Below are 24,207 nucleotides of genomic sequence, written 5' to 3'. Positions count from 1 at the left end.
CGCGGATGATTTCAGGGTCAAGGAAAGAGGAACCCCCAATGAAGAAGGCCATTCTGCTTCCGATCGCCGCCGCCGCCGCGTTCGCACTCTCCGCCTGCAGCGACAAGGCGCAGAACGAGACCAGCCAGGCAGCCGATTCCATTGCGGCCGACGCGAATGCAACGATGGGCGAAGCCGTCGACGATGTGGAGGCAGCCAGCGACCGCGCCTTCGACGCGGCGGAGAACGGCATCGACCGCGCCGGCGCCGCCATCGGCAACGCGGCCGACGATGCGGGCCGCGCGATCGACCGCGGCACGCGCGAGACTGGCGAGCATCTGGAGCGCGCCGGCAACGACCTCCAGCACTGACGCGATGCGGCTCCTCGTCCTCCTGCTCGCCCCGCTGGCGCTCGCCGGCTGCGGCGGGCCGGAGGATGCGGAGCCCGGCGCGATCGGCCCGGACGAGGCGCGCGCCCTCAACGAAGCGGCCGAGATGCTCGACCCCAACAGCGTGAGCGCCGCGGCGCTCGCCGCCGACAACCAGATGGACAGGCCATGACCCCTCGCCCCCTCGGCCCCACCGATCTCGAGACCCCGCCGCTGGTGCTGGGCGGCAACGTCTTCGGCTGGACCGCCGACAAGGCCACGAGCTTCCGCGTCCTCGACGCCTTTGTGGCGGGCGGCGGGCGGATGATCGACACCGCCGACGTCTATTCCGCCTGGGTCGACGGCCACCACGGCGGCGAGTCCGAGACGGTGATCGGCGAGTGGCTGCGCGCCACGGGCAAGCGGGACCAGGTGCTGCTCGCGACCAAGGTCGGCATGCTGCCGGGCGAAGGCGGGGAGAAACTCGCGCCGGCGCGGATCGCCGCGGCCGTCGAAGCCTCGCTCCAGCGGCTCGGCACCGATCGCATCGACGTCTATTTCGCCCATCAGGACGACGAGGCGGTTCCCCAGGAGGACTATCTCGCCGCCTTCGCGCGGCTGGTGGAGGTCGGCAAGGTGCGCGTGATCGGCGCGTCCAACTTCCACGCGATGCGGCTGAAATCGGCGATCGACATCGCCGTGCGCGAGGCGCTGCCGCTGATCCACGTGTTCCAGCCCGAGTACAATCTCGTCAGCCGCCACCGCTTCGAGGGCGAGCTCCAGAACCTGTGCATCGAGCACAACATCGCGGTGACGCCCTATTACGGCCTCGCCTCGGGCTTCCTCACCGGCAAGTATCGCAGCCGCGACGACCTGTCGAAGAGCGTGCGCGGCCGCGGCATGGCCGAGCTGCTGGAGGGCAAGGGCGCCGCGGTGCTGGCGGCGATGGACTCGGTCGCCGCGGAGACCGGCGCCACCCTCGCCCAGATCGCGCTCGCCTGGCTCGCCGCCCAGCCCGGCGTCACCGCCCCGATCGCGAGCGCGACCAGCGTCGAGCAGGTGGAGGAACTGACCGGCTCCTGGGACCTGGAACTGAGCAAGGACCAGCTCGAGCGGCTGACCGACGCCGGCGCCTGACGCGACGTACCGCGCGGGGATTGAGGTCCTACTCGCGGTCTCCCGCGCATCCCCGCACAGACGGGGGTCCAGGGCCAGCAGAACAAGGCAGCGCCCGGGATTCTGGGTTCCCGCCATTGCGAGAGCCGCATCGCCGGCAACGGCCAAGCGGGGCTGGGCGAAAAGCCTAGAGTCGTGAACCCATCAACGATCGCTTCTAGATCAACCGCCGAACGTCCGAGATTGGTGGATTCCTGCCCGACCGCTTTCGGGTGAAAGAATGCGATAGCTGCCGTTGATGCAGTCGACTACGGCGGCGGCTAGCGACCCAGAAGTAGCCGTTGAGGCGCATCGTTCAGTTTCTCAGAAGCGGTCGGTCGTTCAGCCTTACCTGCAGACGGTCTCGGCGCGGCTAACTGCCTTCGAAAAGACGAAGAATGATGTAATGCGGCCGCCAGACAATGCGGTGGACCTTTGCCATGTGGCGAGCAACTGGTCGGCTGAGGCCACTTTCGCCAGCGTCTAATGTTGCAGAACGGGCCATGTTGAAAAATATTGTTGGTCTAACCTAAGTCGTTGATCTGAACGTCAGGTAGGAGGAATCAGGGGCCGGGGCGGGCGCAGAGACTCGGGAGCGCACCCATGAAAGCTCTAGTCTGGCACGGCAAGGAAGACGTCCGTTACGACACGGTGTCCGATCCTCAGATCGAGCACCCCCGCGACGCGATCATCAAGGTGACGAGTTGCGCGATCTGCGGCTCCGACCTCCACCTCTTCCACAATCTCATCCCCGCGATGCTGCCGGGTGACATCCTCGGCCACGAGTCGATGGGAGAGGTCGTCGAGGTCGGGAGCGCAGCGAAGGGCACGCTCAAGAAGGGCGACCGCGTCGTCATCCCCTTCACGATCCAGTGTGGTGAATGCGACCAGTGCCGGCGCGGCAACTTCTCGGTGTGTCAGCGGACGAACCGGAAGGGGGAGCTAGGCGACAAGGCCTTCGGCCACCGGACGGCGGGCCTGTTCGGCTACACGCACCTGACCGGCGGCTATCCGGGCGGGCAGGCCGAATATCTGCGGGTGCCCTTCGCCGACACGACGCACGTCAAGGTGCCCGACGGCATCGACGACGAGAAGCTGCTGTTCCTCTCCGACATCCTCCCGACAGGCTGGCAAGCGGCGGTGCAGGCCGACATCCAGCCCGGCGACACGGTCGCGATCTGGGGCTGTGGCCCGGTCGGCCAGATGACGATCCGCTCGGCGACCCTCCTCGGCGCTGAACAGGTGATCGCGATCGACCACCTCCCCGAGCGGCTAGGGATGGCGGCTGCAGCCGGCGCGATAACCATCAATTTCATGGAGGAGAGTGTCATCGACCGGCTCAACGAGCTGACCGGCGGCGAAGGGCCGCACAAGTGCATCGATGCGGTCGGCGCGGAGAGCCATGTCAACACGGGCCAGCCTGACACCCTGCTCGACCGCGCCAAGCAGATGCTGATGGCCGAAAACGACCGCCCGCACGTGCTGCGCGAGATGATCTACGTCTGCCGCCCGGCAGGCGTCATCTCGATCATCGGCGTCTATACCGGCCTGATCGACAAGATCCCGATGGGGCAGGCGATGAACAAAGGCCTGACCTTCCGAATGGCGCAGGCGCATGTCCCGCGCTGGACCGGCGACCTGCTACGCCGGATCGAGGACGGGCAGATCGATCCCTCGTTCGTCATCACCCACAAGGTCGATCTTTCCCAAGGCCCGGAGATGTACCGCACGTTCCGCGACAAGGCGGACAGCTGCATCAAGGTCATGCTCCGGCCGTAGACCAAAGCCGCATTCAGAAGGTGTCACCATGTCTCTCACCAATCTGACGCATATTGCCCGCTCCCAGGGTGATCCCCGCATCGAGCGCAAAGGCCCAAGCTCCCTGACCGGTCCGGACCGGCTGGCGCGAGCCTTGGGCTGGTTTTCGATCGGGCTCGGTGTTGCCGAACTGGTCGCCCCTGGGCGGATCGCCCGCACGCTCGGGCTGGACGGCAAGGAGGGGCTGATCCGTGCCTATGGCGCACGCGAACTGGCAAGCGCGGTGCCGACATTGTCGATCAACAAGCCGGTCGGGCTGGCGGCCCGGCTCGGGGGCGATGCGCTCGATCTCGCCACGCTCGCGACGGCGCTGCACCGCGACAACCCCCAGCGCCGCAACGCTGCAATCGCGACAGCGGTGGTTGCCGGGATCGCGTTGCTCGATCTCGCCGCTTATGCGGGCGTGAAGGCGGTGCATCGCCGCGATCCGGGTAGCGAGCGCGACTATTCGGATCGCAGCGGCCTGCCACGCGGCGCGGAAGCCTCGCGCGGCCTCGCGCGCAAGGACTTCCGGATCCCGCCCGACTATCGGGCGGAAGGCACAGTCGCCGACGCGCTGCCCACGTCGGGCGCGTAGCGCAGGGCGGGTTGAGGGGCCGGCGATGACGCTCGAGCAGATCGGCGGGGCGAACTGACTCCGGCCGCCTTGGCCACCCATCGCTTCTCGCTTGAGGACAGGCCGACCGGCTATCACATGTTCAAGCACAAGGAGGATGGCTGCGTCCGAGCGGTATTCGTACCTTGAGGCTTCGGCAGCGATCCAGCTGCGACCGAACGCGCTACTTAGGGCGTCACGAGCGATCCTTGTCGCCTGCTACTAACGGCGGCTGCTCCATGAGGGTTCGCAGCTCGCTCGATGAACTGGCGGGCCGCAGGTATAACGCTCTGAACCTTCGCCGGCGCCCTTCAGCCACAGCTAGCGGCAGCTATAGGCCTCCGGGCTCCCGTTAGCTGCCGGGCAGGAAAGACCCAATGGCGGCCGTTCCGCGTCCCATAAACGAACGTCCGCTTTCGGCCGACGCGAGCGTCGACCTGAACGACTGACTTTGGGCGTTTCCTGCCAGTCCGCTCCCGGGGGCCGGTTTCGCAGCGGCTTCGTGCAATGGGTGGAAAGCGGCCGTCAGGCTACGATCGCCAAGCCCCACGCGAATAGCAGCATGGTCGCGAGCCCCAGCGCGGCTCTGACCTTGTGCAGCTTACCCCACGAGAGGAGCAATGTGCGGCTCTCCGGACCGGCCTGGTCCTGACGTATCGCCTTGAGCCGCTTGTTAGTGGGCATGATCGCCAACAGCGTGAAGGGCCAGTTGGCAAGCAGGAGGACGCTGGCTGCAACCCAGATCCACTCGCCGGACATATACCACGCCGCCAGGCCCGCGAGCCCGCCAGCTATTGCGAGCCCGGATTGGATCGGCAGCGCCCTCTCGTAGCTCGGTCGCCACTGCGCCAGCGAGGGTCCGTCATCCAGTTGCAGACGAGCGGGATGTTCGACGAGGGTGATGTAGCCCGCCGCGCCGGTAAACAGTGCGGCGCTCACAAGCGCCATGATCGAGAAGAAGACCATCGATATCATCCTACGCTCTCGTCCCGAGAAGGCGCGGGATACAACGGCAGCGCCTTCCCAAGCAGGTTAGGTTGACGCCGTGGCTGGGAAGAACCCGATGAGACGGGCGCAGGAGCTACCGACCTGCTACTCTATTTTCGGCCTGCCCATTCTGAGCGCTGCATCGGGCGATGGCAAGGCAAGGACGTCCGCTATGGCGTTTCCGGTCCGTCGGCCTCGATGCGCCTACGACCCATCCCCTGCCTCAAGCCAGCACCGGCTCCGGCAGCGCCTCGAACGCCGGCTTCGCCAGCAGATAGCCCTGCACCAGCTCGATGCCGAGCGCGCGCACCGCATCCAGCTCGCCGCGCGTCTCGATCCCTTCGGCGATCACCGTCACGCCCAGCCTGCGGCACAGCCCCACCATGGACTCCACGATCATCCGGCGCGGCTCGCTCGCGTCCAGGCCCCGCAGCAGCGCCATGTCGAGCTTGATGACGTCGGGCTGGAACCGCGCGAGCAGCCCCAGCCCGGCATAGCCCGCCCCGAAATCGTCCAGCGCGGTGGTGAAGCCCATCTCGCGATAGCTTTCGACGATGTTCAGCACATGGGCCGGATCGGCCATCCGCTCGTCCTCGGTGAACTCGAACATCAGCCGGTCGGTCGGAAGCCCGGTCGCCTGCGCGGTCCGCAGCGTCAGCTGGATGCACGCCTTGGGCGAGTAGACGGCGTTCGGCAGGAAGTTGATCGACAGCCGCGCCCCCGTCTCCAGCAACCCGGCCGCCACCGCCCCCTCGATCGCCGCCACCCGGCACTGCTGGTCGAAGGCATAGCGATTCTCCGGCGTCACTCGCGCCAGCACGCTTGCGGCGGATTCGCCATCGGCCCCGCGCACCAGCGCCTCATAGGCCCAGGGGCGGCCCGTGCGCAGGTCGACGATCGGCTGGAAGGCCATTGCAATGGCAAAGTCGAGCGCCCGTCCCTCGCGGCAGGCGCTGCATCCGCGGGAAGGCGTATCAGTCATGCATCCCCAATAGCATCGAAATCTTAGCAACTTGTGTCGGTCAGTCCCCGGCAAAGGCGAACGGCGTCACCCCGCCCTCGCGCTCGTGGACCAGCAGCGCGTGCCCCGCGGGCGGCGCCGAGCGCTGGCCGCAGTCGCGCCGCGTGCAGGCACGGCAGCCAAGCCCGATGCCCACCGCCTCGCCGCCCAGCTCGGTGCCCCGCGCCGCCGCCCAGCCGCGCGCCTGGTCCGCCCCCAGCAGCAGTGCGATCCCGTAACGCGCGCGCACCCCCGCCACCGCGCCCACCGCCGGGTGGACGACATGCGCCCAGCTGAACCAGCGGCTGCCGTCCTCCAGCTCCACCAGCTGGGTCACCGCCGTATCGGTACGGGCGAACGCCTCGAACGCGCTCCACAGCGGACAAAGCCCGGCGGCGTCCGCCACCGGCGATCCGCTCATCCCGGCAAAGCGCTTCGACACCTGCCCCGCCCGGTCGATCCGCAGGAGGCAGAAGGCGAGCCCCCGCGCCCCCACCCGCCCCAGCGTCGTCAGCCGGTGCGCCACCTGCTCGAACGACGTGCCGAACCGCCGCGCGAGCAGCGGCACGTCATAGCCGGTCGCCTCGCACGCCCGCAGGAACCGGGCATAGGGCATGGTCACGGCCGCCGCGAAATAGCCCAGCAGGTGGCGGCGGTAGAGCCGCTCCGCCGCGCGGTCGCTGAAGCCGGCGCCGCGCACCAGCGCCTCCACCGGCACCCGCGCCTCGCTCTGCCCGATCTGCCGCGCAAGCAGCTGCAACCGCTGGGCGGGGCCCAGCAGCTCCGACAGCTGCAGCTGCCGCGCATGGAGGTCGAGGCGAAAGAGCCGGTCCGGCAGCACCTCGGCCGGCAGCACCCGCACCGACAGCTGGTGCCGCACCCGCAGCCGCTCGGCGAGCGCAGCGCCCAGGTCCGCTGCCGACTGGCGCAGCTCGTCGGCGACGCCCTCGGCGAGTTCGTCCAGCTCGGCGAAATGGTTGCGCCAGCGCTCCACCTCGCGCCGCACCAGCACCTGCGGGTCGTCGGCGGCGGGAGCGGCCCCCGCGGCATCGCCTGCCCCGCCCAGCCGGTCGAACACGCGCGCGAACGCCTCCGCCCCGCCCGGTGCGCTCGCCAGCCACTCGGCGACTTCGTGGCGGTCGATCTCCAGGTCCGCGAACATCGGGTCGGCCAGCCGCCGCCGCAGCGCATCCACTCCACCCGCCGGCTCGCCGCTGGTCAGCGTGCGCGGATCGAAGTCGAACCGCTCGGCCAGCCGCACCAGCAGCGCCGCCGACAAGGGACGCTGGTTGCGCTCGACGAGGTTGAGGTAGCTGGGCGAGATGCCGAGCAGTTCGGCCATCGCCGCCTGGGTGAGCCCGGCCTGCCGCCGCACCCGCCGGACCGCATGTCCCGCCAGCAGCTTGCGCTCCGCCATCCCGCTCCTCCCCGAATCTCTGTGAAGACTTTACAGCATCACCGCTGCCGGGGCGAGCGCTTCCACTCCGTGACCGCTTTTCCCGCGCGCGCCTGCTTCTGAAAGGCGCCGCCCTCGGGCAAACAGGTCCGGCAACTTCGGGGTGCAGCTGTAAAGGACATGACAAGGTCGCGCCGCCATCGGCAGCGAACCGTGCCGTCCGGCACCCCGATCACCGTCTCGGCCGGCCTGAAGGCCCGGTCTACCCGTTCCTGGGGAGGAAAGGTGCCCGCCGGAGCCATCTCCGGCGGGCATTTTCGTGTGTGAGGCGCGCGGCATGGCAGCCGCGTGTCCCTGCGCAGAAAGAGACTCAGCAGAGCAACATAGGCCGTACGTCGGCAACCCTGGGCTCCCGCCTTCGCGGGAGCACGACAAACGAGGAAGGCGAGCGGCCTCGCGCCCCCGCCATCTGTGGGAGGGGCCGCGCAATCGCAGCTCCTCCCCAAAGGATCAGCCGTCGACCATGCCGCCGGCGGCCAGCACCGCGAGCGTCACCAGTTCGCTCGCGGTCGAGGTCATCGGCGCGATCTGCACCGGCTTTTCCATGCCGATCAGCATCGGGCCGATCATGTCGTCGCCGCCCAGTTCGCGCAGCAGCTTGGCCGAGATGTTGGCGGACTGCAGCCCCGGCATGATCAGCACGTTGGCCGGGCCGGACAGGCGGGCGAACGGATAGTTCGCGAGCTGGCGCGGGTTGAGCGCGACGTCGGGCGTCATCTCGCCCTCATATTCGAAGCTCACCTCGCGCTTGTCGAGCACGCCCACGGCACCCCGCAGCTGCTCCAGCCACTTGCCCTCGGGGTTGCCGAAGTTGGCGTAGCTCAGGAACGCGACGCGCGGCTCGTGGCCCATGCGGCGCGCGACCTGCGCGGTCGCCTCGGCGATGTCGGCCAGTTCCTCGGAGTTCGGGCGCTCGTTGACCGTCGTGTCGGCGATGAACACCGTGTGGCTCTGCCCCACCAGCACGTGGATGCCGAAGGGGGTGCGGCCCTCCTTGGGATCGATCACGCGGCGCAGCTCGCGGATCGTCTGCGCATAGGTGCGCGTGACGCCGGTGATCATCGCATCGCCCTTGCCCAGCTGCAGCAGCAGCGCGCCGAAGATGTTGCGATCCTGGTTCACCATCCGCTCGCAGTCGCGGCGCAGATAGCCGCGGCGCTGGAGGCGGGCGTAGAGGAAGTCCACCATTTCCGGCACCAGCGGCGAATGGCGGCTATTGTGGACCTCGTAGGTCTCCGGGTCCGTCACGCCGAGCGCACGGAGGCGATCGTAGACGTCGTCGCGGCCCACCAGCACCGGCGTGCCATAGCCGCCCTCGCGGAAGTTGATGGCGGCGCGCAGCACCACCTCTTCCTCGCCCTCGGCAAAGATCACGCGCTTGGGATGCGCCTTGGCGCCCTCATAGGCGAGGCTGAGCACCGAGGTGGTCGGGTTGAGCCGGCCGCGCAGCTTGTGGCGATAGGCGTCCATGTCCAGGATCGGCTTGGTCGCGACGCCCGAATCCATCGCCGCCTGGGCGACGGCGGCGGGGACCAGTTCCATCAGCCGCGGGTCGAACGGCGCCGGGATGATGTATTCCGGGCCGAAGCTGTGCTTCACGCCATAGGCGGCCGCCACTTCCTCGGGCACCTGCTGGCGCGCGAGCTTGGCGATCGCCTGTGCGGCAGCGACCTTCATCGCGTCGTTGATCGTGGTCGCGCGCACGTCGAGCGCGCCGCGGAAGATGAACGGGAAGCCCAGCACGTTGTTGACCTGGTTCGGATAGTCCGAACGGCCGGTGGCGATGATCACGTCCGGACGCGCGACCTTGGCCTCCGGCGGGGTGATCTCCGGATCCGGGTTCGCCATCGCGAACACGATCGGGTTCGGCGCCATCTTCTTGAGCAGCTCGGCCGGCAGCGCGTTCGCGGCCGACAGCCCCATGAACACGTCGGCGCCGTCCAGCGCCTCGGCCAGGGTGCGCTTGTCCGTGGCGACGGCATGCGCCGACTTCCACTGGTTCATGCCGGCTTCGCGGCCCTGGTAGAGCACACCGTCCAGGTCGACCATCAGCAGGTTCTCCTGCCGGACGCCCATCACCTTCACCAGGTCCGCGCAGGCGAGTGCGGCCGCACCGGCGCCGTTCATCACCACCTTGGTCTCGGCGATGTCGCGCTTGGTGAGGTACAGCGCGTTGATCAGGCCCGCGGCGGCGATGATGGCGGTGCCGTGCTGGTCGTCATGGAACACCGGGATGTTCATGCGTTCCCGGAGGGTCTGCTCGATGATGAAGCATTCCGGGGACTTGATGTCCTCCAGATTGATGCCGCCGAAGGTCGGCTCCATCAGCTCGACGGCGTCGATGAAGCGGTCGACGTCCTCGGTCTTCAGCTCGATGTCGATCGAATCGACGTCGGCGAAGCGCTTGAACAGCACCGACTTGCCTTCCATCACCGGCTTGGACGCGAGCGCGCCCAGATTGCCGAGGCCAAGTATCGCGGTGCCGTTGGAGATCACCGCGACCAGGTTGCCCTTGGCGGTATAGTCATAGGCAGTGGCAGGATCGGCCGCGATCGCGCGCACCGGCACGGCAACGCCCGGCGAATAGGCGAGCGCCAGGTCGCGCTGCGTCGACATGGGCTTCGACGCGATGATCTCGATCTTTCCCGGCCGTCCCTCCGAGTGGAACAGCAGCGCCTCGCGCTCGGAGAATTGGACGTTCGATTCTTCTGCCATCTGCAACCTTCCCGCACTGATGGCCCTGCCCTTAGGATGCATCCTCGCCTCCGTCACCCCCAGCCCGGACATGACGGCGGCAGCTTCTTCGGCTACCCACGCGCCCATGCCAGCCGTTCCAGCCCCGACGCCCATGATGGCGCAATATCTCGCGCTCAAGGCCGAAGCCGCCGACTGCCTGCTGTTCTACCGCATGGGCGACTTTTTTGAACTGTTTCACGACGACGCGAAAATCGCCGCGGCCGTGCTCGACATCGCGCTCACCGCGCGCGGCGAGCACGAGGGGGCGAAGATCCCGATGTGCGGCGTGCCGGTGCACGCGGCCGAGGGGTATCTGGCGCGGCTGATCAAGGCCGGCCACCGCGTCGCCATCGCCGAACAGGTCGAGACGCCCGAGGAAGCCAAGAAGCGCGGCGGCTCCAAGGCGCTGGTCCAGCGCGCGATCGTGCGCGTGGTGACCGCCGGCACGCTGACCGAGGAAGCGCTGCTCGACGCGCGCGCCGCCAACTGGTGCGTGGCGGTGGGCGAGGCGGGCGGCGAGGTCGCGATCGCCGCCGCCGACGTCTCCACCGGCCGGTTCGAGCTGATCGAGACGGACGCCCATGCGCTCGCCGCCACGGTCGCCCGCCTCGCCCCTGCCGAGGTCGTGGCCTCCGAAGCCTCCGCCTTCGCCGAGATCGCGACGAGCCTGCGCCCGCGCATCGACTTCGACAGCGCCGCCGGCGAGACGCGGCTGAAGGCGCTGTTCGGCGTCGCGACGCTCGACGGCTTCGGCAGCTTCGGCCGTGCCGGGCTCGCCGCCGCGGGCGGGCTGGTCGCCTATCTCGAGCATACCGCGCGCGGCAGCCTCCCGTTCCTGCGCCCGCCCCTGGTGTCGCGCAACGACCAGTGCATGGCGGTCGACGCCGCGACCCGCGAGAGCCTGGAGCTCACCCGCACCACCTCGGGCAGCCGCAGCGGCAGCCTGCTCGACGCGGTCGACCGCACCGTCACGGGTGCGGGCGCGCGGCTGCTCGGTGCCGACATCGCCGCGCCCCTGATGGACCGGGCCGCGATCGAGGCCCGGCTCGACGCCGTCACCCGGTTCCACGACGATCCCGGCCTGCGCGACGGCGTCCGTTCCGCCCTGCGCGCGCTCCCCGACGTCGGCCGCGCGCTCGGCCGCATCGCCGCCGGCCGCGGAAGCCCGCGCGACCTGGGGCAGCTGCGCGACGGCCTCGACGGCGCCCGCACGCTCGGCGACCGCCTCGAACAGCTCGCCGACGCGCCGCCGCTGCTCGGGCAGCTGGTGCCGGCCTTGCGCGGCCATGGCGCGCTGGTCGAGTTGCTCACCCGCGCGCTCGTCCCCTCGCCGCCGATCGACGCCGCCAACGGCGGCTATATCGCCGAGGGCTATGACGCCGCGCTCGACGACCTGCGCGCCACCGGCGCCGGCGGCCGTCGCGCGATCGCCGCGCTGGAGGCGGAGTTCCGCACCCGCACCGGCGTCAACGCGCTCAAGATCCGCCACAACGGCGTGCTCGGCTATCATATCGAGGTGCCGGCCCGCGCCGCCGACGCGCTGATGAAGGCCGACAGCGGCTTCACCCATCGCCAGACGCTCGCCGGCTGCGTGCGCTTCAACGCGCCCGAACTGCACGAGGTCGCGCTCAAGGTCACCCAGGCCGGCGCCCATGCGCTCGCCGCCGAAGCCGCCCATCTGGAGGAACTGACCGGCCGGGTGCTTGGAAACCGCGAGGCCATTGCTGCCACCGCCGACGCGCTCGCCCGCATCGACGTCGCCGCCGGCCTCGCCGAACGCGCGGCCGAGGGCGGCTGGGCGCGCCCCGACCTGGTCGACCACGCCTGCCTGGAGATCGAGGGCGGCCGCCACCCGGTGGTCGAGGCTGCCGTCGCCAAGGCCGGCGGGCGCTTCGTCGCCAACGACTGCCGCCTGTCGGAAGACAACCGCCTCTGGCTGGTGACCGGCCCCAACATGGGCGGCAAGTCGACCTTCCTGCGCCAGAACGCGCTGATCGCGGTGCTCGCCCAGGCCGGCAGCTACGTGCCCGCGACCCGCGCCACGCTCGGCCTGGTCGACCGGCTGTTCAGCCGCGTCGGCGCCTCGGACAATCTCGCGCGCGGCCGCTCCACCTTCATGGTCGAAATGGTCGAGACCGCCGCGATCCTGGCGCAGGCGACCCCCCGCAGCTTCGTGATCCTGGACGAAGTCGGCCGCGGCACCTCCACCTATGACGGCCTCGCCATCGCCTGGGCGGTGGTGGAGGCGATCCACGAGGACAACCGCTGCCGCTGCCTGTTCGCGACCCATTATCACGAGCTCACCCGCCTGGCGGAGCGCTGCGAGGCGCTGAGCCTCCACCACGTGCGCGCACGTGAATGGAAGGGCGATCTGGTGCTCCTCCACGAACTCGGCGAGGGCCCCGCTGACCGCAGCTACGGCCTGGCGGTGGCCCGGCTCGCGGGACTTCCCCCCGCGACGGTCGCACGCGCCAAGGCGGTGCTCGCCAAGCTGGAAGCCGGCCGCCAGAAGACCGGCGGGCTTGCCGCCGGCCTCGACGATCTGCCGCTGTTCGCCGCCATCCAGCCGGCCGAGGAAGAAAGGCCCGATGCGCTGCGCACCGAGCTGGCGGGGCTCGACCTCGATGCCCTCACCCCGCGCGCCGCGCTCGACGCGCTCTACCGGTTGAAGGAACTCGCCCGGGACTAGCGCGCGCTCAGGGCCGCCCCAGCGCCGCGATCGCCCGCGGCCGCAGCCGGTCCACCGCCGCCGCATGGATGCCGGGCGCGGTCGCCAGGACGCCGAACGCCTGGGCGCGCGGCGTGTTGAAGCGCAGCGGCTTGCCGAGCGAGTCGGTCACGGTCGCGCCGGCCTCGCGCAGCAGCAGCACCGCTGCGGCCACGTCCCACTCGTTGCCCCAGCGGAAGGTCGCGAGCAGGTCCGCCTCGCCCGCCGCCACCATCGCCATGCGCAGCGCGATCGAGTTAGGCTTGGCCACCGCCACCAGGTCGCGGTCCGCCTTGGGCAGCGCGTCCACCGGCGTGCGCGCGCCCGCGATCCGGGCGATGTCGCTCGCGGTCAGCCGAACACCGTTGCGCCACGCCCCCTCGCCCGCCGCCGCGCGCCAGCGCTCGTGCCGCGCCGGGGCGTCGAGCACGCCCAGCACCGGCTGCCCGTCCTCCACCAGCGCCACCGACACCGACCAGCCCGGCCGCCCGCGGATATAGTCGCGGGTGCCGTCGATCGGATCGACGATCCACACCCGCCGCTTGGCGAGCCGCACGGGATCGTCGGCCGATTCCTCCGACAGCCAGCCGGCATCGGGCAGCAGCGCGCTCAGCCGCTCGCGCAGCAGCGCGTCCACCGCCAGGTCGATCTCACACACCGGGTTGCCCGGCGCCTTTTCCCAGCGCTCGAAGTCGGTCGCCGCGCGCCCATGCGCCAGCGTCGCCGCTTCGGCAGCAATCGCCGCCAGTGCGTCGAGCAGCGTGTCAGCCACCCGCCACCGTCATTCCGTCGATCCGGATCGTCGGCACGTTCACGCCATAGCGGAACTCCAGGTCGCTCGCCGGCACCAGGCCCGCGAACATCTGGCGCAGGTTGCCCGCGATGGTGATCTCCGCGACCGGCCGGGTGATTTCGCCCTTCTCGATCAGGAAGCCGGCGGCGCCGCGGCTATAGTCGCCCGTCACGCCGTTCACGCCGTGCCCGATCAGCTCGGTCACCAGCACGCCGTGCTCGATCTCGCCGATCAGCGCCTCGCGGGTGATGCGCCCCGCTTCCATATAGAGGTTGCTGGTGCCCACGCCCGGCCCGCCGCCGATGCCGCGGGTGGCATGGCCGGTCGGCTCCAGCCCCAGCTGCCGTGCCGAGGCGCTGTCCAGCAGCCAGCTTTGCAGCACGCCGCCCTCGACGATCGCGAGCGGCGAGACCGGCAGCCCCTCCCCGTCGAACGGCCGCGAGCGAAGCCCGCGCGGCCGGTGCGGATCGTCGCGGATGGTGACGCCCGGCCCGAACACCGCCGTCCCGAGCGCGTCGCGCAGGAAGCTGGTGCCGCGCGCCACGCCCGGCCCCGCGATCGCGCCGGTCAGGTGGCCGAGCAGGCTCGATCCCACCCGCGGGTCGAACACCACCGGCATCGCGCCGGACGCGATCCGCGCCGGATCGAGCCGCGCCACCGCGCGCTCGCCCGCCAGCCGTCCGATCGCCTCCGGCGCCTCCAGCGACGCGCGATGGCGCGCGCTGTGGTGCGCATAGTCGCGCTGCATGCCCGATCCGGTGCCCGCCAGCACGCTTGCCGAGACACCATGGCTGGTGACGGCATAGCTGCCCGCAAAGCCGTGGCTGGTGGCCAGCGCCACCACCGCGCGGCTGGCGCTCGCACTGCCGCCCTCCGAATTGGTGACGCCCGCGACCGCGCGCGCCGCATCCTCGGCTGCCAGCGCCTGCGCCTTCAGCGCCTCGGGCGCGACGTCGCCGCCGTCGTCCAGGTCGAGCAGCGGCGCGGTTCCCTTCATCAGCCGCTCGGCCGGCGCCAGGCCCGCCCAGGCGTCCTCGGGCGCCAGCCGCGCCATCGCCACGGCGCGCTCGGCCACTTCGTCGAGCGCCGCGTCCGACAGGTCGGAGGTGGCGACGCTTGCCGAACGCTTGCCGACGAAGACGCGCAAGCCCAGCTCGCCGCCCTCGGATCGACCGACGTCCTCCAGGGCGCCCAGGCGCACGGAGACGGAGAGCGCCGTGTCGGCGATCAGGATGGCGTCGGCGGCATCGGCGCCACGGGCGCGGGCTCGGTCGATCGCCTGGGCGGCGCGGGCCTGCGCCTGTTCGGGGGTCAGCATGGCGGCGACTTAGGGAGCCGGGGCCCCAAGGTCAAAGCCGCGCGGGCGATTCAGGCCGCCGTTCCCACCACCAGGCAGGCCAGGAACATCAGCAATCCGGCGTCGCGATTGCTGCGGAACCGAGCCAGCGTGTTGTGCCCGTCCTGCGGTTTCAGGGTCGCCACCTGCCAGCCCAGGTGCAGCGCCATCGGCAGCAGCGCGAGGAGCGCAAGCGGCGTCGGGAACACCTGCCACAAGGCGATGCCCCAGCAGAGCAGCGAAACGAGGTACAGCGCGGCGACCCCCGGCCGCACCTTGGCTCCCATCGCCCGTGCCGACGAACGCACGCCCACCAGCGCATCGTCCTCCACGTCCTGCAGCGCATAGATGGTGTCGTAGCCGATCACCCAGGTGATCGATCCCGCATAGAGCAGCAGCATCGGCACGATGCTGCCGTGGGTCACCTCCACCCAGCCGACCGGCGCCGCCCAGCTGAACACGATCCCCAGCCACGCCTGCGGCCACCAGGTGATCCGCTTCATGAAGGGATAGGCAGCGACCAGCACGATGCTGGAGACCGCAACGATCGCTGCGGCCAGGCGCAGCTGCACCAGCACCAGCAGCCCGACCGCGCACAGGATCAGCAGCCAGGCCCAGGCCGCCTTCAGCGACACCGCCCCGCTCGCCAGCGGCCGGCTGCGCGTGCGCGCCACCTGCCGGTCAAGGTCGCGGTCGACGATGTCGTTGTAGACGCAGCCCGCGCCGCGCATCGCGATGCTGCCGAGCAGGAACCAGGCGATCATGTCCCAGCACGCGATCCCCTGCCCCGCAAGCGCGATCGCCCAGGCGCCGGGCCAGAACAGCAGCCACCAGCCGATCGGCCGGTCGAAGCGCGCCAGCAATGCGAACGGCCGTAGCCCCGCCGGCAACCGCCCCACCAGCCCGCGATGCTCGCTGTCGGGCACGATCTCGGTCGCTGCGGTCATCGCGTGCCGCCCCTTGCCTGGGAAAGGCGTTCGAAAGGGCTCGGGTGCCGGCGTGGCGGGAACGGGGGATTCGGGGAGTTCATGCGGCCTGCTGCCACAGATCGACGGAGCTTGGACACCCCGTGCGCATGCCCGTCGGGAAACTCCCGTGCGCTTCCCGCGTTGCCCGAACCTGCCGACTACATTATTTACTGTTTACGTGCTTGAAGGCCCTGGACGGCGCCACAAAGCGAGCGCCGAATCCCAGGAGACGCAAGATCAGGTCGAACAAGCTGCTCCCCTTCAAGGGGTTCTGGCGTGCGATTTCCGCAAGCCTGACGTCCCGCGTTCTGATGGTGGGCATGCTGCTGATCGGCCTCCTCGCGCTGGTCGGCTTCGTGGCGTTCGGCCGCGTCGTCGACCTGACGCTGGTGCGGCTCGGCTCGGGCTTCGCGGAGCGGCAGGTGCTCTATGACCGGGCACGCGGCCTCGGCACCCTCCAGCGGGACGTCGCGCTTGCGGAAACCAACGCGCGTTCGGAAGCGGTCATCCGCTGGCTGCGCGACGAAGGAAATGCCGAAAAGCGCCGCACCGCCATCGCCGAGCTGCGCCGCGTCGTGCAGCTGTCGGCGGGCGGCACCTTCTTCGTGGGCTCCGCCGCGTCGCGGGAATATTTCTACGAGGAGGCGGGCAGCCCCTATTCGGCCGACCGCCCGCGGCTCACCGTCCAGCCCGGCAACACCCGCGACCGCTGGTTCTTCGAGGCGCTGTCCCGCCCCCGCGACTGCCACCTCAACGTCGACTCCGACGACGTCGCCAAGCGCACCCGCGTGTTCGTCAACTGCGTCGTCCGCTTCGAGGGCAAGGCGCTGGGCGTCACCGGCACGGCCGTCGACCTTTCCTCCTTCGTGCGCGACGCGCTGGCCGACACCCAGCCGGGCGTCTCGACCTTCTTCGTCGACCATGACGGCGCGGTGCAGGCGCATCGCGATCCGACCAAGGTCGACCGCTATTCCGACCCCGGCCGCAGCCGCCCGCCGACCGTCTTCGACATGCTGAGCAGCCGCAAGGACCGCGCCCGGCTGCACGCGATGATGGCCGATGTCGCCTCGGGCCGGGCGACCGCGCGCTCCAGCTTCCTGGAGATGGGCGGGGAACGCGTGCTGGTCGGCGTCGGCTATCTGACCGGGCTCGACTGGTACAATGTGACGGTGATGGACACCGACGCGATGGTGGACCGCGGCCTGTTCGGCCCGCTCGCCGCGCTGATCGTGCTGATGCTGGTGATCGGCGGCGCGCTCGCCGTCGTCCTGTTCAAGCGCGTGGTGCTCGATCCGCTCACCCAGCTCGAGATGAGCGTGATCGAGGCGGAACGCGGCAACTTCATACCCGCCGAACAGCTCGACTCCGATCGCAACGACGAGATCGGGCGCCTGTCGCGCCGGTTCGCGGCGATGGCCCGCGCGGTCGCCGAACACACGCGCTCGCTCGAAGCGCGGGTACGGGAGCGGACCGTGGAGCTGGAACGGCTCGCCAACCGCGATTCGGCGACGGGCGTCGCCAACCGGCGCGGTTTCGTCGCCGCGTTCGAAGCGGTCCAGCGCCAGCGCGGGGACGCCTCGGTCGGGCTGCTGCTGATCGACGTCGACCATTTCAAGCAGATCAACGATCGCTTCGGCCATGTCGCGGGCGACGCCGTGGTGGCGGAGATCGCACACCGCATCCAGGGCGCGCTCCGCCCCGCAGACCTCTGCGGCCGCTGGGGTGGCGACGAGTTCATCGTGCTGTTGCCCGGTCTCGCCGGCGATCCGCTGACCAAGGTGTCGGACCGGCTGGTGGAGGCGGTCTGCGCTGCCCCCATCCCGCTCGGTGATGGCGAACGCGTGCCCGTCACCCTCAGCGTCGGCGCCTATTGCGTCACGCCGGGCGACACGATTGACACCGCCACCGACAAGGCCGACGCCGCCATGTACCAGGCGAAGAAGGAGGGGCGCGACCGCGTCGTCCTGGTCGTGGACGAGACGGTGGCGTGACGAAGCCGCCGGCTTCGCCTAACACCGCCGCCATGCCCGCAACCCCCGCCTGGCCGCCGCAGTCCACCCCGCGCCTGTTCCTGGAAGCGACGATCGCGCCCGAGGCGGCGATCCGCATCGACGGGCCGCAGGCGCATTACCTGCTGTCGGTGCTTCGCGCGAAGCCGGGCGATCCGGTCAAGCTGTTCGACGACCAGACCGGCGAGTGGCTGGCGTCCGTCGCCCATGCCGGCAAGCGCGACCTCACCCTCCAGGTCACCGACCTGCTGCGCCCGCGTGAGCCGGTGCCGGACCTGTGGCTCTGCGCCGCGCCGCTCAAGAAGGGGCGCATCGACTGGACGGTGGAAAAGGCGTGCGAGCTGGGCGTAGCGCGGATCGTGCCGGTGCTCACCCGCCGCACCGTCGTCGATCGGCTCAACCTCGACCGGTTGCGCGCCCATGCGATCGAGGCTGCGGAACAGTGCGACCGCACCGCCCTGCCCGAGCTCGCCGAGCCGGTGAAGCTCGCCGCGCTGCTGCGCGACTGGCCGGCCGAGCGCGCGCTGTTCTTCGCCGACGAGACCGGCGGCGCCCCGGCGTCCACGACCATGGCGCAGCATCGCGGCCCCGGCGCCGTGCTGATCGGCCCGGAAGGCGGCTTCGACGCGGAGGAGCGCGAGGCGATTCGTACGCTTCCTCAGGCACATGGCGTGACACTGGGCCCCCGCATCCTGCGCGCGGAGACGGCGGCGGCGGCGGCGATCAGCGTCTGGATGGCCAGCGCCGGCGACTGGTAGCCCCGGCCATCAAAACGGCGCTGGCGCCGCATCGCGGCACCGCCTATGGGCGCAGCCCATGAGCACCAAGACCGTTTCGGACACCAGCGCAGCGGTCATCGAGACCCGCGACCAGCTGATCGGCTATTTCGCAGGCGGCGAGAAGCCCGCGGAACGCTGGCGTATCGGCACGGAGCACGAGAAGTTCGTGTTCCGCACCAGCGACCACCGCGCCCCCAGCTATGACGAGCCCGGCGGCATCCGCGATCTGCTGATGGCGCTGACCGAGTTCGGCTGGACGCCGATCGAGGAGAACGGCAAGGTCATCGCGCTCTCGGGGAAGGACGGCACCGTCAGCCTGGAGCCCGCCGGCCAGCTCGAGCTGTCGGGCGCGCCGCTCGAAAACCTCCACCAGACCTGCGGCGAGACCGGCCGGCATCTCACCCAGGTAAAGGCCGTCGGCGAGAAGCTGGGCCTGGGCTTCCTGGGCCTCGGCATGTGGCCGGACAAGACCCGCGCCGAGCTGCCGATCATGCCCAAGGGCCGCTACAAGATCATGCTCGAGCACATGCCGCGCGTCGGCAGCATGGGGCTCGACATGATGCTGCGCACCTGCACCATCCAGGTGAACCTCGACTATGCGTCGGAAGCCGACATGGTGCAGAAGTTCCGCGTCGGCCTGGCGCTGCAGCCGCTCGCGACCGCGCTGTTCGCCAACTCGCCGTTCACCGAAGGCAAGCCCAACGGCATGCTTTCGTACCGCAGCCACATCTGGTCGGACACCGATCCGCACCGCACCGGCATGCTGCCCTTCGTGTTCGAGGACGGCTTCGGCTACGAGCGCTACGCCGACTACGCCCTCGATGTGCCGATGTACTTCGTCTACCGCGACGGCAAGTATATCGACGCCGCCGGCCTCTCCTTCCGCGATTTCCTGAAGGGCGAGCTCTCCGTCCTCCCCGGCGAGCTGCCGACGATGGACGACTGGGCGGACCATCTCTCCACCGCCTTCCCCGAGGTGCGGCTCAAGACCTTCCTGGAGATGCGCGGCGCCGACGGCGGCCCCTGGGGCCGGATCTGCGCGCTCCCGGCGCTGTGGGTCGGCCTCCTCTACGACCAGGGTGCGCTCGATGCGGCGTGGGACCTCGTCAAGGACTGGAGCCTCGACACCCGCCAGGCGCTGCGCGACTCGGTGCCGCGCCTGGGCCTCGATGCGCCGCTCGGCAACACGGGCGGCACGCTGCGCGACATCGCCCGGCAGGTGCTCGACATCGCCGGCGCCGGCCTCAAGGCGCGCGGCCGCCTCGATGCGGCGGGCGACGACGAGACCGGCTTCCTCACCCCCTTGCGCGACGTGGTGCGCGACGGCCGCGTGCCGGCACAGCAGCTGCTCGACCGCTACGGCAGCAGCTGGGACGGCGACGTCACGCGGGTCTACGACGAACTGACGTTCTGAAATCCCGTACCCCGGCATAGCTTGTACCCCGGCGAAGGCCGGGGCCCAGGTGGGATAGCCTAAGTGAGGTCGCGCGCCCCCCTCGCCTGTTCCCCAACTGGACCCCGGCCTTCGCCGGGGTACGGGTTATCTTAGCCGCCAAGCCACCGAAAGAACCGCGGCACCGGCCCGTGCCGCCCCATCCAATCGTAATAGGCACGATAGTCCGGGTCCGCGAGCAGGTGCCGCTCCTCGGTGCGCGCGCGCCAGTAATAGACGCCGCTCACCAGCCCCAGGATCGCGGTGTTGCGGAACGCGTCCAGCCAGTTGCCCGTCGTCACCAGCATCGGCCAGCTCACCAGCCACCAGAACAGGTTCTTCGACAGATAGGCCGGGTGGCGGCTCCAGGCGTAGGGCCCGTTGGTGATGATCCCGCGGTTGGTGAGGTTGGAGAAGCGCAGGCCGAACGCCACCGTCGCCCAGGCATAGACGAACGTCAGCGCCACCAGCGCCGCGCCGATCGCCGCCAGGATCGCCGGATGGCCCGCGAACCAGTGCGTCCACTCGGCCCCTCCCGGATGATAGTCGAGCGGGCCGCCGTCGCCCATCAGCACGAACGGCGGATAGCAGATCAGCGCCGCCGCCCAGCCGGCCGCATAGGGATTTGCCGAGCGGATGTGCGTGTCGATCGGCCGCAGCGCGAGGATATAGCCGCAGGTCGCGAACGCCACGTCGACCAGGAACATGAAGGTGATCAGCCACTGCGCCAGCGCCACCGGATCGTGCAGCACCGTGGCCGTGTCGGCGGCGACGAACTCGCGAAAGCCCCCCGGCACGATTCCCAGCATGAACGCCAGGAAGAACGCCTTCACCGCCCAGGCGCGCAGATGGTCGAAGATCGCCTCGCGTTCGATCGGCTCGTCCAGGTGCATCAGCCAGGCGCCGAACGCCCAGCAGCCGTCGCGCGGCGCCTCCAGGTGGCGGTCGATCCACAGGACATAGGGGATCGACAGCACGAACAGCACCGGCGCCGCATAGCCGAAGCACCACATGGCAAAGGCGAAGCCGCCGTCCCAGTAGAAGCGCCCCGTCGCATAGAGCAGCGCGATCCCCACCCAGGTCGCCCACAGCCCCGCCAGCTTGGTGATGCTGACGTCCAGCGTCGCCCGCCACGGCCGCGGGGTCGCCCAGTCGATGCCGGTCGAAGGGTTGCGATGCACCTTGTCCACCAGCACCGACCAGGCGAGCATCGGCAGCCCGCAGGCGACGAGGTTCACCAGCGCGGCATAGGGCCCGTCCATGCCATAATGGCGCGCGATCGCGACCCAGGCGAGCAGACCGGCCATGCCGGCGAGGCCGGTGCCCGTGCTCACCGCCGATCGCGGGCGCGGATCGGCGGCGGTCGCGGTGTCGGCAGCGGGCACGAGCGTGGAGGCCATGCCCGACCCTAGCCGCCGCACCCGGCGGATCGAAGCCGGAATCGTGTCCCGCCTTGCGACAGGCTGGACGCCCGCTGCGATATGTCGTTACACGACACCATCCCACCTCGACGAAAGGCCGTCATGTTTCGCACCCCTGCGTTCGCCGCCCTGTTGCTCGCTTCTGCCGTTCCCGCCCATGCGCAGCTGAACCCCGCCGGCAATACCCTGCCGCAGCCGGTGCCCTTCACCGACACGATCCCGGCCCCGCGCGACATCGACTATCCCGGCACCCTCCTGCTGGAGGTCGACGCGACCGACATCCAGCGCGGCATCTTCAACGTGAAGGAGACCATTCCGGTCGCCGAGGCGGGCCACATGGTGCTGCTGTTCCCGAAGTGGCTGCCGGGCGCGCACAGCCCGCGCGGTGAGATCGAGAAGCTCGCCGGCCTGGTGATCCGCGCCAATGGCAAGGTCGTGCCCTGGACTCGCGATCCGCAAGACGTATTCGCCTTCCACATCGATGTGCCCGCCGGTGCCAAGAAGCTCGACGTCAGCTTCCAGTTCCTGTCAGCGACGGCCGGTGACCAGGGCCGCATCGTCATGGCGCCTTCGATGCTGAACCTCCAGTGGAACTCGGTCAGCCTCTACCCGGCCGGCTATTTCACCCGCCGCATCCCGATCCAGGCGACCGCCAAGTATCCGGCCGGCTGGACCGCTGCGGCAGGCCTGCCGGCGACGAACAACGGCTCGATCTATTCCTACCAGCGCACGAGCTACGAGACGCTGGTCGACTCCCCCACCTTTGCCGGCAAATATTATCGCCAGTGGGCGCTGTCGCCGCGCGTCGACCTCAACGTCTTCGCCGACAGCCCCGAAGAGCTCAACGCCACTCCCGAGCAGATCGACGCGCACAAGAAGCTCGTCGAGCAGGCGACCCGCGTGTTCGGCGCCCAGCATTACGACAAGTACGAGTTCCTGCTGGCGATCACCGACACCATGGGTGGCATCGGCCTGGAGCATCACCGCAGCTCCGAAAACGGCGTGAAGCCGGGCTATTTCACCAAGTGGAACGAGGGTGCGGGCAGCCGCAACCTGCTGCCGCACGAATACACCCACAGCTGGGACGGCAAGTTCCGCCGCGGCGCGGACCTGTGGACGCCCGACTATCGCACGCCGATGCGCAACTCGCTCTTGTGGGTCTATGAGGGCCAGACCCAGTTCTGGGGCTATGTGCTCCAGGCGCGCTCGGGCATCGTCACCAAGCAGGACACGCTGGACGCCTATGCCGCGATCGCAGCCAGCCTCGACAACCGCCGTGCGCGCGAATGGCGCCCGCTGGTCGACACCACCAACGATCCGATCATCTCGGCGCGCCGGCCCAAGGGCTGGACCAGCTGGCAGCGCTCGGAGGATTATTACAACGAAGGCCTGTTGATCTGGATGGACGTCGATTCCGTCCTGCGCCAGCAGTCGGGCGGCACCAAGAGCATCGACGACTTCGCCCGCGCCTTCTTCGGCGTGCGCGACGGCGACTGGGGCGTGCTCACCTACACGTTCGAGGACGTGGTCCAGACGCTGAACGGCATCCAGCCCTATGACTGGGCCGGCTTCCTCAACAGCCGCGTCAACAACGTGTCTGAGCGTGCACCGCTCGGCGGCTTCACCAACAACGGCTACCGCCTGGTCTACACCGAACAGCCGACGCCCTATTTCGTCAACAACGACCGCAACCGCGACCAGGCGGACCTCAGCTATTCGCTGGGGCTCGTCACGGGCAAGTCGGGCTCGGTCAACTCGGTCAGCTGGGGCAGCCCGGCGTTCGACGCGGGGATGACGGTCGACAGCAGCATCGTCGCGGTGAACGGCGAAAGCTACAGCGCCGATCGCCTCAAGGCCGCGGTCACCGCGTCCAAGGGCAACCGCACGCCCATCCGCCTGCTGGTCAAGAACGGCGACAAGCTGCGCGAGGTGGCAATCGACTATCACGATGGCCTGCGCTATCCGCGGCTGGAAAAGACCGGACAGGGTGAGACGGGCCTCGATCGCCTGCTCGCCGCCAAGTAAAAGGGACGACACGACATGCGGATCGACATGGTGCCGGTGGGCAAGAACCCGCCGGAAGACCTGAACGTCATCATCGAGGTGCCGACCGGCGGTGAGCCGGTGAAGTATGAGTTCGACAAGGCGTCGGGTGCGCTGTTCGTCGATCGCATCCTGCACACCCCGATGCGCTATCCGGCGAATTACGGCTTCGTGCCGCACACGCTGTCGCCGGACGGCGATCCGCTCGACGCGCTGGTGGTGTCGCGCACGCCGTTCATCCCGGGCTGCGTCGTGCGCGTGCGTCCGATCGCGGTCTTGAACCTGGAAGACGAGGCCGGCGGCGACGAGAAGCTGGTGTGCGTGCCGGTGGACTCGACCTTCCCCTACTACACCAAGGTCGGTGGCCGCGCCGATCTGCCGGAAATCGTCTTCCAGCAGATCGAGCACTTCTTCACCCACTACAAGGACCTGGAGAAGCAGAAGTGGGTGCGCGTCGGCACCTGGGGCGACGCCGACGAGGCGGCACGCATCACCATGGAGGCGATCGAGCGCTACAACGCCGCCAAGGACCGTGGCGAGGAACCGCTCGACCACGACGTCCCCGGCCGCGACTAAGCGCTCAGCGACACGCGATCCGGACCCCGTCGGCACCCAGGTGCCGGCG

At 69.7% G+C, this 24,207-nt stretch carries 19 protein-coding genes; 11 read left to right on the top strand and 8 right to left on the bottom strand.

The window, feature by feature from the left end; translation table 11 throughout:
- Window positions 1–38: 38 nt before the first annotated feature.
- The 5 genes from EO081_RS00855 to EO081_RS00835 all read left to right on the top strand — a co-directional run bounded on the left by EO081_RS00855 (window position 39) and on the right by EO081_RS00835 (window position 3,897).
- Window positions 39–350 carry a hypothetical protein gene (locus EO081_RS00855; RefSeq protein ID WP_183947797.1) on the top strand — a complete coding sequence of 104 codons (312 nt, stop codon included), beginning with the start codon at window positions 39–41 and terminating at the stop codon, window positions 348–350.
- A gap of 4 nt (window positions 351–354) precedes the next feature.
- On the top strand, window positions 355–540 hold the full coding sequence (locus EO081_RS00850; RefSeq protein ID WP_129340083.1) for a hypothetical protein: 186 nt from the start codon (window positions 355–357) through the stop codon (window positions 538–540).
- On the top strand, window positions 537–1,484 hold the full coding sequence (locus EO081_RS00845; RefSeq protein WP_129340082.1) for an aldo/keto reductase: 948 nt from the start codon (window positions 537–539) through the stop codon (window positions 1,482–1,484). Before EO081_RS00850 ends, EO081_RS00845 begins: the two co-directional genes overlap by 4 nt.
- 621 nt (window positions 1,485–2,105) lie before the next feature.
- Complete coding sequence (locus tag EO081_RS00840) at window positions 2,106–3,281, top strand: zinc-dependent alcohol dehydrogenase (protein WP_129340081.1); 1,176 nt, start codon at window positions 2,106–2,108, stop codon at window positions 3,279–3,281.
- A gap of 28 nt (window positions 3,282–3,309) precedes the next feature.
- On the top strand, window positions 3,310–3,897 hold the full coding sequence (locus tag EO081_RS00835; protein WP_129340080.1) for a hypothetical protein: 588 nt from the start codon (window positions 3,310–3,312) through the stop codon (window positions 3,895–3,897).
- A gap of 543 nt (window positions 3,898–4,440) precedes the next feature.
- Here EO081_RS00835 and EO081_RS00825 read toward each other — a convergent pair.
- The 4 genes from EO081_RS00825 to EO081_RS00810 all read right to left on the bottom strand — a co-directional run bounded on the left by EO081_RS00825 (window position 4,441) and on the right by EO081_RS00810 (window position 10,073).
- On the bottom strand, window positions 4,441–4,881 hold the full coding sequence (locus EO081_RS00825; RefSeq protein WP_129340079.1) for an anthrone oxygenase family protein: 441 nt from the start codon (window positions 4,879–4,881) through the stop codon (window positions 4,441–4,443).
- Between the two features lie 244 nt (window positions 4,882–5,125).
- Window positions 5,126–5,884, bottom strand: coding sequence for an EAL domain-containing protein (locus EO081_RS00820; RefSeq protein WP_446444255.1), 759 nt, complete (start codon window positions 5,882–5,884; stop codon window positions 5,126–5,128).
- Between the two features lie 40 nt (window positions 5,885–5,924).
- On the bottom strand, window positions 5,925–7,319 hold the full coding sequence (locus EO081_RS00815) for a helix-turn-helix domain-containing protein (RefSeq protein ID WP_129340078.1): 1,395 nt from the start codon (window positions 7,317–7,319) through the stop codon (window positions 5,925–5,927).
- A gap of 489 nt (window positions 7,320–7,808) precedes the next feature.
- Window positions 7,809–10,073: an NADP-dependent malic enzyme gene (locus EO081_RS00810; RefSeq protein WP_129340077.1), complete on the bottom strand. Its 2,265-nt coding sequence runs from the start codon at window positions 10,071–10,073 to the stop codon at window positions 7,809–7,811.
- A gap of 133 nt (window positions 10,074–10,206) precedes the next feature.
- On the opposite strand from EO081_RS00810, the gene mutS reads away from it, so the two are divergent.
- Window positions 10,207–12,783 carry a DNA mismatch repair protein MutS gene (gene mutS / locus EO081_RS00805; RefSeq protein WP_129341370.1) on the top strand — a complete coding sequence of 859 codons (2,577 nt, stop codon included), beginning with the start codon at window positions 10,207–10,209 and terminating at the stop codon, window positions 12,781–12,783.
- A gap of 7 nt (window positions 12,784–12,790) precedes the next feature.
- Here mutS and EO081_RS00800 read toward each other — a convergent pair whose 3' ends face one another.
- The 3 genes from EO081_RS00800 to ubiA are packed head-to-tail and all read right to left on the bottom strand — an operon-like array spanning window position 12,791 to window position 15,877.
- Entirely contained in the window at window positions 12,791–13,573 is a 783-nt protein-coding gene (locus EO081_RS00800; RefSeq protein WP_129340076.1) for a 3'(2'),5'-bisphosphate nucleotidase CysQ, read from the bottom strand.
- Entirely contained in the window at window positions 13,566–14,912 is a 1,347-nt protein-coding gene (locus EO081_RS00795) for a TldD/PmbA family protein (RefSeq protein ID WP_129340075.1), read from the bottom strand. The genes EO081_RS00800 and EO081_RS00795 overlap by 8 nt, the downstream gene beginning before the upstream one ends.
- A 50-nt stretch (window positions 14,913–14,962) precedes the next feature.
- Window positions 14,963–15,877, bottom strand: coding sequence for a 4-hydroxybenzoate octaprenyltransferase (gene ubiA, locus EO081_RS00790; protein ID WP_129340074.1), 915 nt, complete (start codon window positions 15,875–15,877; stop codon window positions 14,963–14,965).
- A 341-nt stretch (window positions 15,878–16,218) separates the two neighbouring features.
- Between ubiA and EO081_RS00785 the strand changes: the two genes are divergently transcribed.
- The 3 genes from EO081_RS00785 to EO081_RS00775 are packed head-to-tail and all read left to right on the top strand — an operon-like array spanning window position 16,219 to window position 20,100.
- On the top strand, window positions 16,219–17,889 hold the full coding sequence (locus EO081_RS00785; protein ID WP_165284416.1) for a GGDEF domain-containing protein: 1,671 nt from the start codon (window positions 16,219–16,221) through the stop codon (window positions 17,887–17,889).
- Window positions 17,890–17,921: 32 nt separating this feature from the next.
- Window positions 17,922–18,665, top strand: a complete 744-nt coding sequence (locus EO081_RS00780) for a 16S rRNA (uracil(1498)-N(3))-methyltransferase (protein ID WP_129341369.1) — start codon at window positions 17,922–17,924, stop codon at window positions 18,663–18,665.
- A gap of 58 nt (window positions 18,666–18,723) precedes the next feature.
- Window positions 18,724–20,100 (top strand): glutamate--cysteine ligase, encoded by a 1,377-nt coding sequence (locus EO081_RS00775; protein ID WP_129340072.1) that lies wholly within the window; start codon window positions 18,724–18,726, stop codon window positions 20,098–20,100.
- Window positions 20,101–20,231: 131 nt separating this feature from the next.
- On the opposite strand, the gene EO081_RS00770 is transcribed toward EO081_RS00775, so the two are convergent.
- Complete coding sequence (locus EO081_RS00770; RefSeq protein ID WP_165284415.1) at window positions 20,232–21,518, bottom strand: methyltransferase family protein; 1,287 nt, start codon at window positions 21,516–21,518, stop codon at window positions 20,232–20,234.
- 123 nt (window positions 21,519–21,641) lie between these two features.
- On the opposite strand from EO081_RS00770, the gene EO081_RS00765 reads away from it, so the two are divergent.
- Window positions 21,642–23,564: a M61 family metallopeptidase gene (locus EO081_RS00765; protein WP_129340071.1), complete on the top strand. Its 1,923-nt coding sequence runs from the start codon at window positions 21,642–21,644 to the stop codon at window positions 23,562–23,564.
- Between the two features lie 15 nt (window positions 23,565–23,579).
- Window positions 23,580–24,158: an inorganic diphosphatase gene (ppa, locus tag EO081_RS00760; RefSeq protein ID WP_129340070.1), complete on the top strand. Its 579-nt coding sequence runs from the start codon at window positions 23,580–23,582 to the stop codon at window positions 24,156–24,158.
- The last annotated feature ends 49 nt before the right edge of the window (window positions 24,159–24,207 follow it).

Source organism: Sphingomonas desiccabilis (assembly GCF_004135605.1).
Lineage (GTDB): Bacteria > Pseudomonadota > Alphaproteobacteria > Sphingomonadales > Sphingomonadaceae > Sphingomonas > Sphingomonas desiccabilis.
This window is presented reverse-complemented; position numbering and strand designations above follow the sequence as displayed.

Bases quoted from the DNA above. Each gene is read 5' to 3' on its own strand.
- EO081_RS00835 (WP_129340080.1), top strand. From the start codon at position 3,310: ATGTCTCTCACCAATCTGACGCATATTGCCCGCTCCCAGGGTGATCCC.
- mutS (WP_129341370.1), top strand. From the start codon at position 10,207: ATGATGGCGCAATATCTCGCGCTCAAGGCCGAAGCCGCCGACTGCCTG.
- ubiA (WP_129340074.1), bottom strand. From the start codon at position 15,877: ATGACCGCAGCGACCGAGATCGTGCCCGACAGCGAGCATCGCGGGCTG.
- EO081_RS00785 (WP_165284416.1), top strand. From the start codon at position 16,219: ATGCTGCTGATCGGCCTCCTCGCGCTGGTCGGCTTCGTGGCGTTCGGC.
- ppa (WP_129340070.1), top strand. From the start codon at position 23,580: ATGCGGATCGACATGGTGCCGGTGGGCAAGAACCCGCCGGAAGACCTG.
- EO081_RS00820 (WP_446444255.1), bottom strand. From the start codon at position 5,884: ATGACTGATACGCCTTCCCGCGGATGCAGCGCCTGCCGCGAGGGACGG.
- EO081_RS00840 (WP_129340081.1), top strand. From the start codon at position 2,106: ATGAAAGCTCTAGTCTGGCACGGCAAGGAAGACGTCCGTTACGACACG.
- EO081_RS00795 (WP_129340075.1), bottom strand. From the start codon at position 14,912: ATGCTGACCCCCGAACAGGCGCAGGCCCGCGCCGCCCAGGCGATCGAC.
- EO081_RS00845 (WP_129340082.1), top strand. From the start codon at position 537: ATGACCCCTCGCCCCCTCGGCCCCACCGATCTCGAGACCCCGCCGCTG.
- EO081_RS00825 (WP_129340079.1), bottom strand. From the start codon at position 4,881: ATGGTCTTCTTCTCGATCATGGCGCTTGTGAGCGCCGCACTGTTTACC.
- EO081_RS00765 (WP_129340071.1), top strand. From the start codon at position 21,642: ATGTTTCGCACCCCTGCGTTCGCCGCCCTGTTGCTCGCTTCTGCCGTT.
- EO081_RS00815 (WP_129340078.1), bottom strand. From the start codon at position 7,319: ATGGCGGAGCGCAAGCTGCTGGCGGGACATGCGGTCCGGCGGGTGCGG.
- EO081_RS00770 (WP_165284415.1), bottom strand. From the start codon at position 21,518: ATGGCCTCCACGCTCGTGCCCGCTGCCGACACCGCGACCGCCGCCGAT.
- EO081_RS00810 (WP_129340077.1), bottom strand. From the start codon at position 10,073: ATGGCAGAAGAATCGAACGTCCAATTCTCCGAGCGCGAGGCGCTGCTG.
- EO081_RS00855 (WP_183947797.1), top strand. From the start codon at position 39: ATGAAGAAGGCCATTCTGCTTCCGATCGCCGCCGCCGCCGCGTTCGCA.
- EO081_RS00850 (WP_129340083.1), top strand. From the start codon at position 355: ATGCGGCTCCTCGTCCTCCTGCTCGCCCCGCTGGCGCTCGCCGGCTGC.
- EO081_RS00775 (WP_129340072.1), top strand. From the start codon at position 18,724: ATGAGCACCAAGACCGTTTCGGACACCAGCGCAGCGGTCATCGAGACC.
- EO081_RS00780 (WP_129341369.1), top strand. From the start codon at position 17,922: ATGCCCGCAACCCCCGCCTGGCCGCCGCAGTCCACCCCGCGCCTGTTC.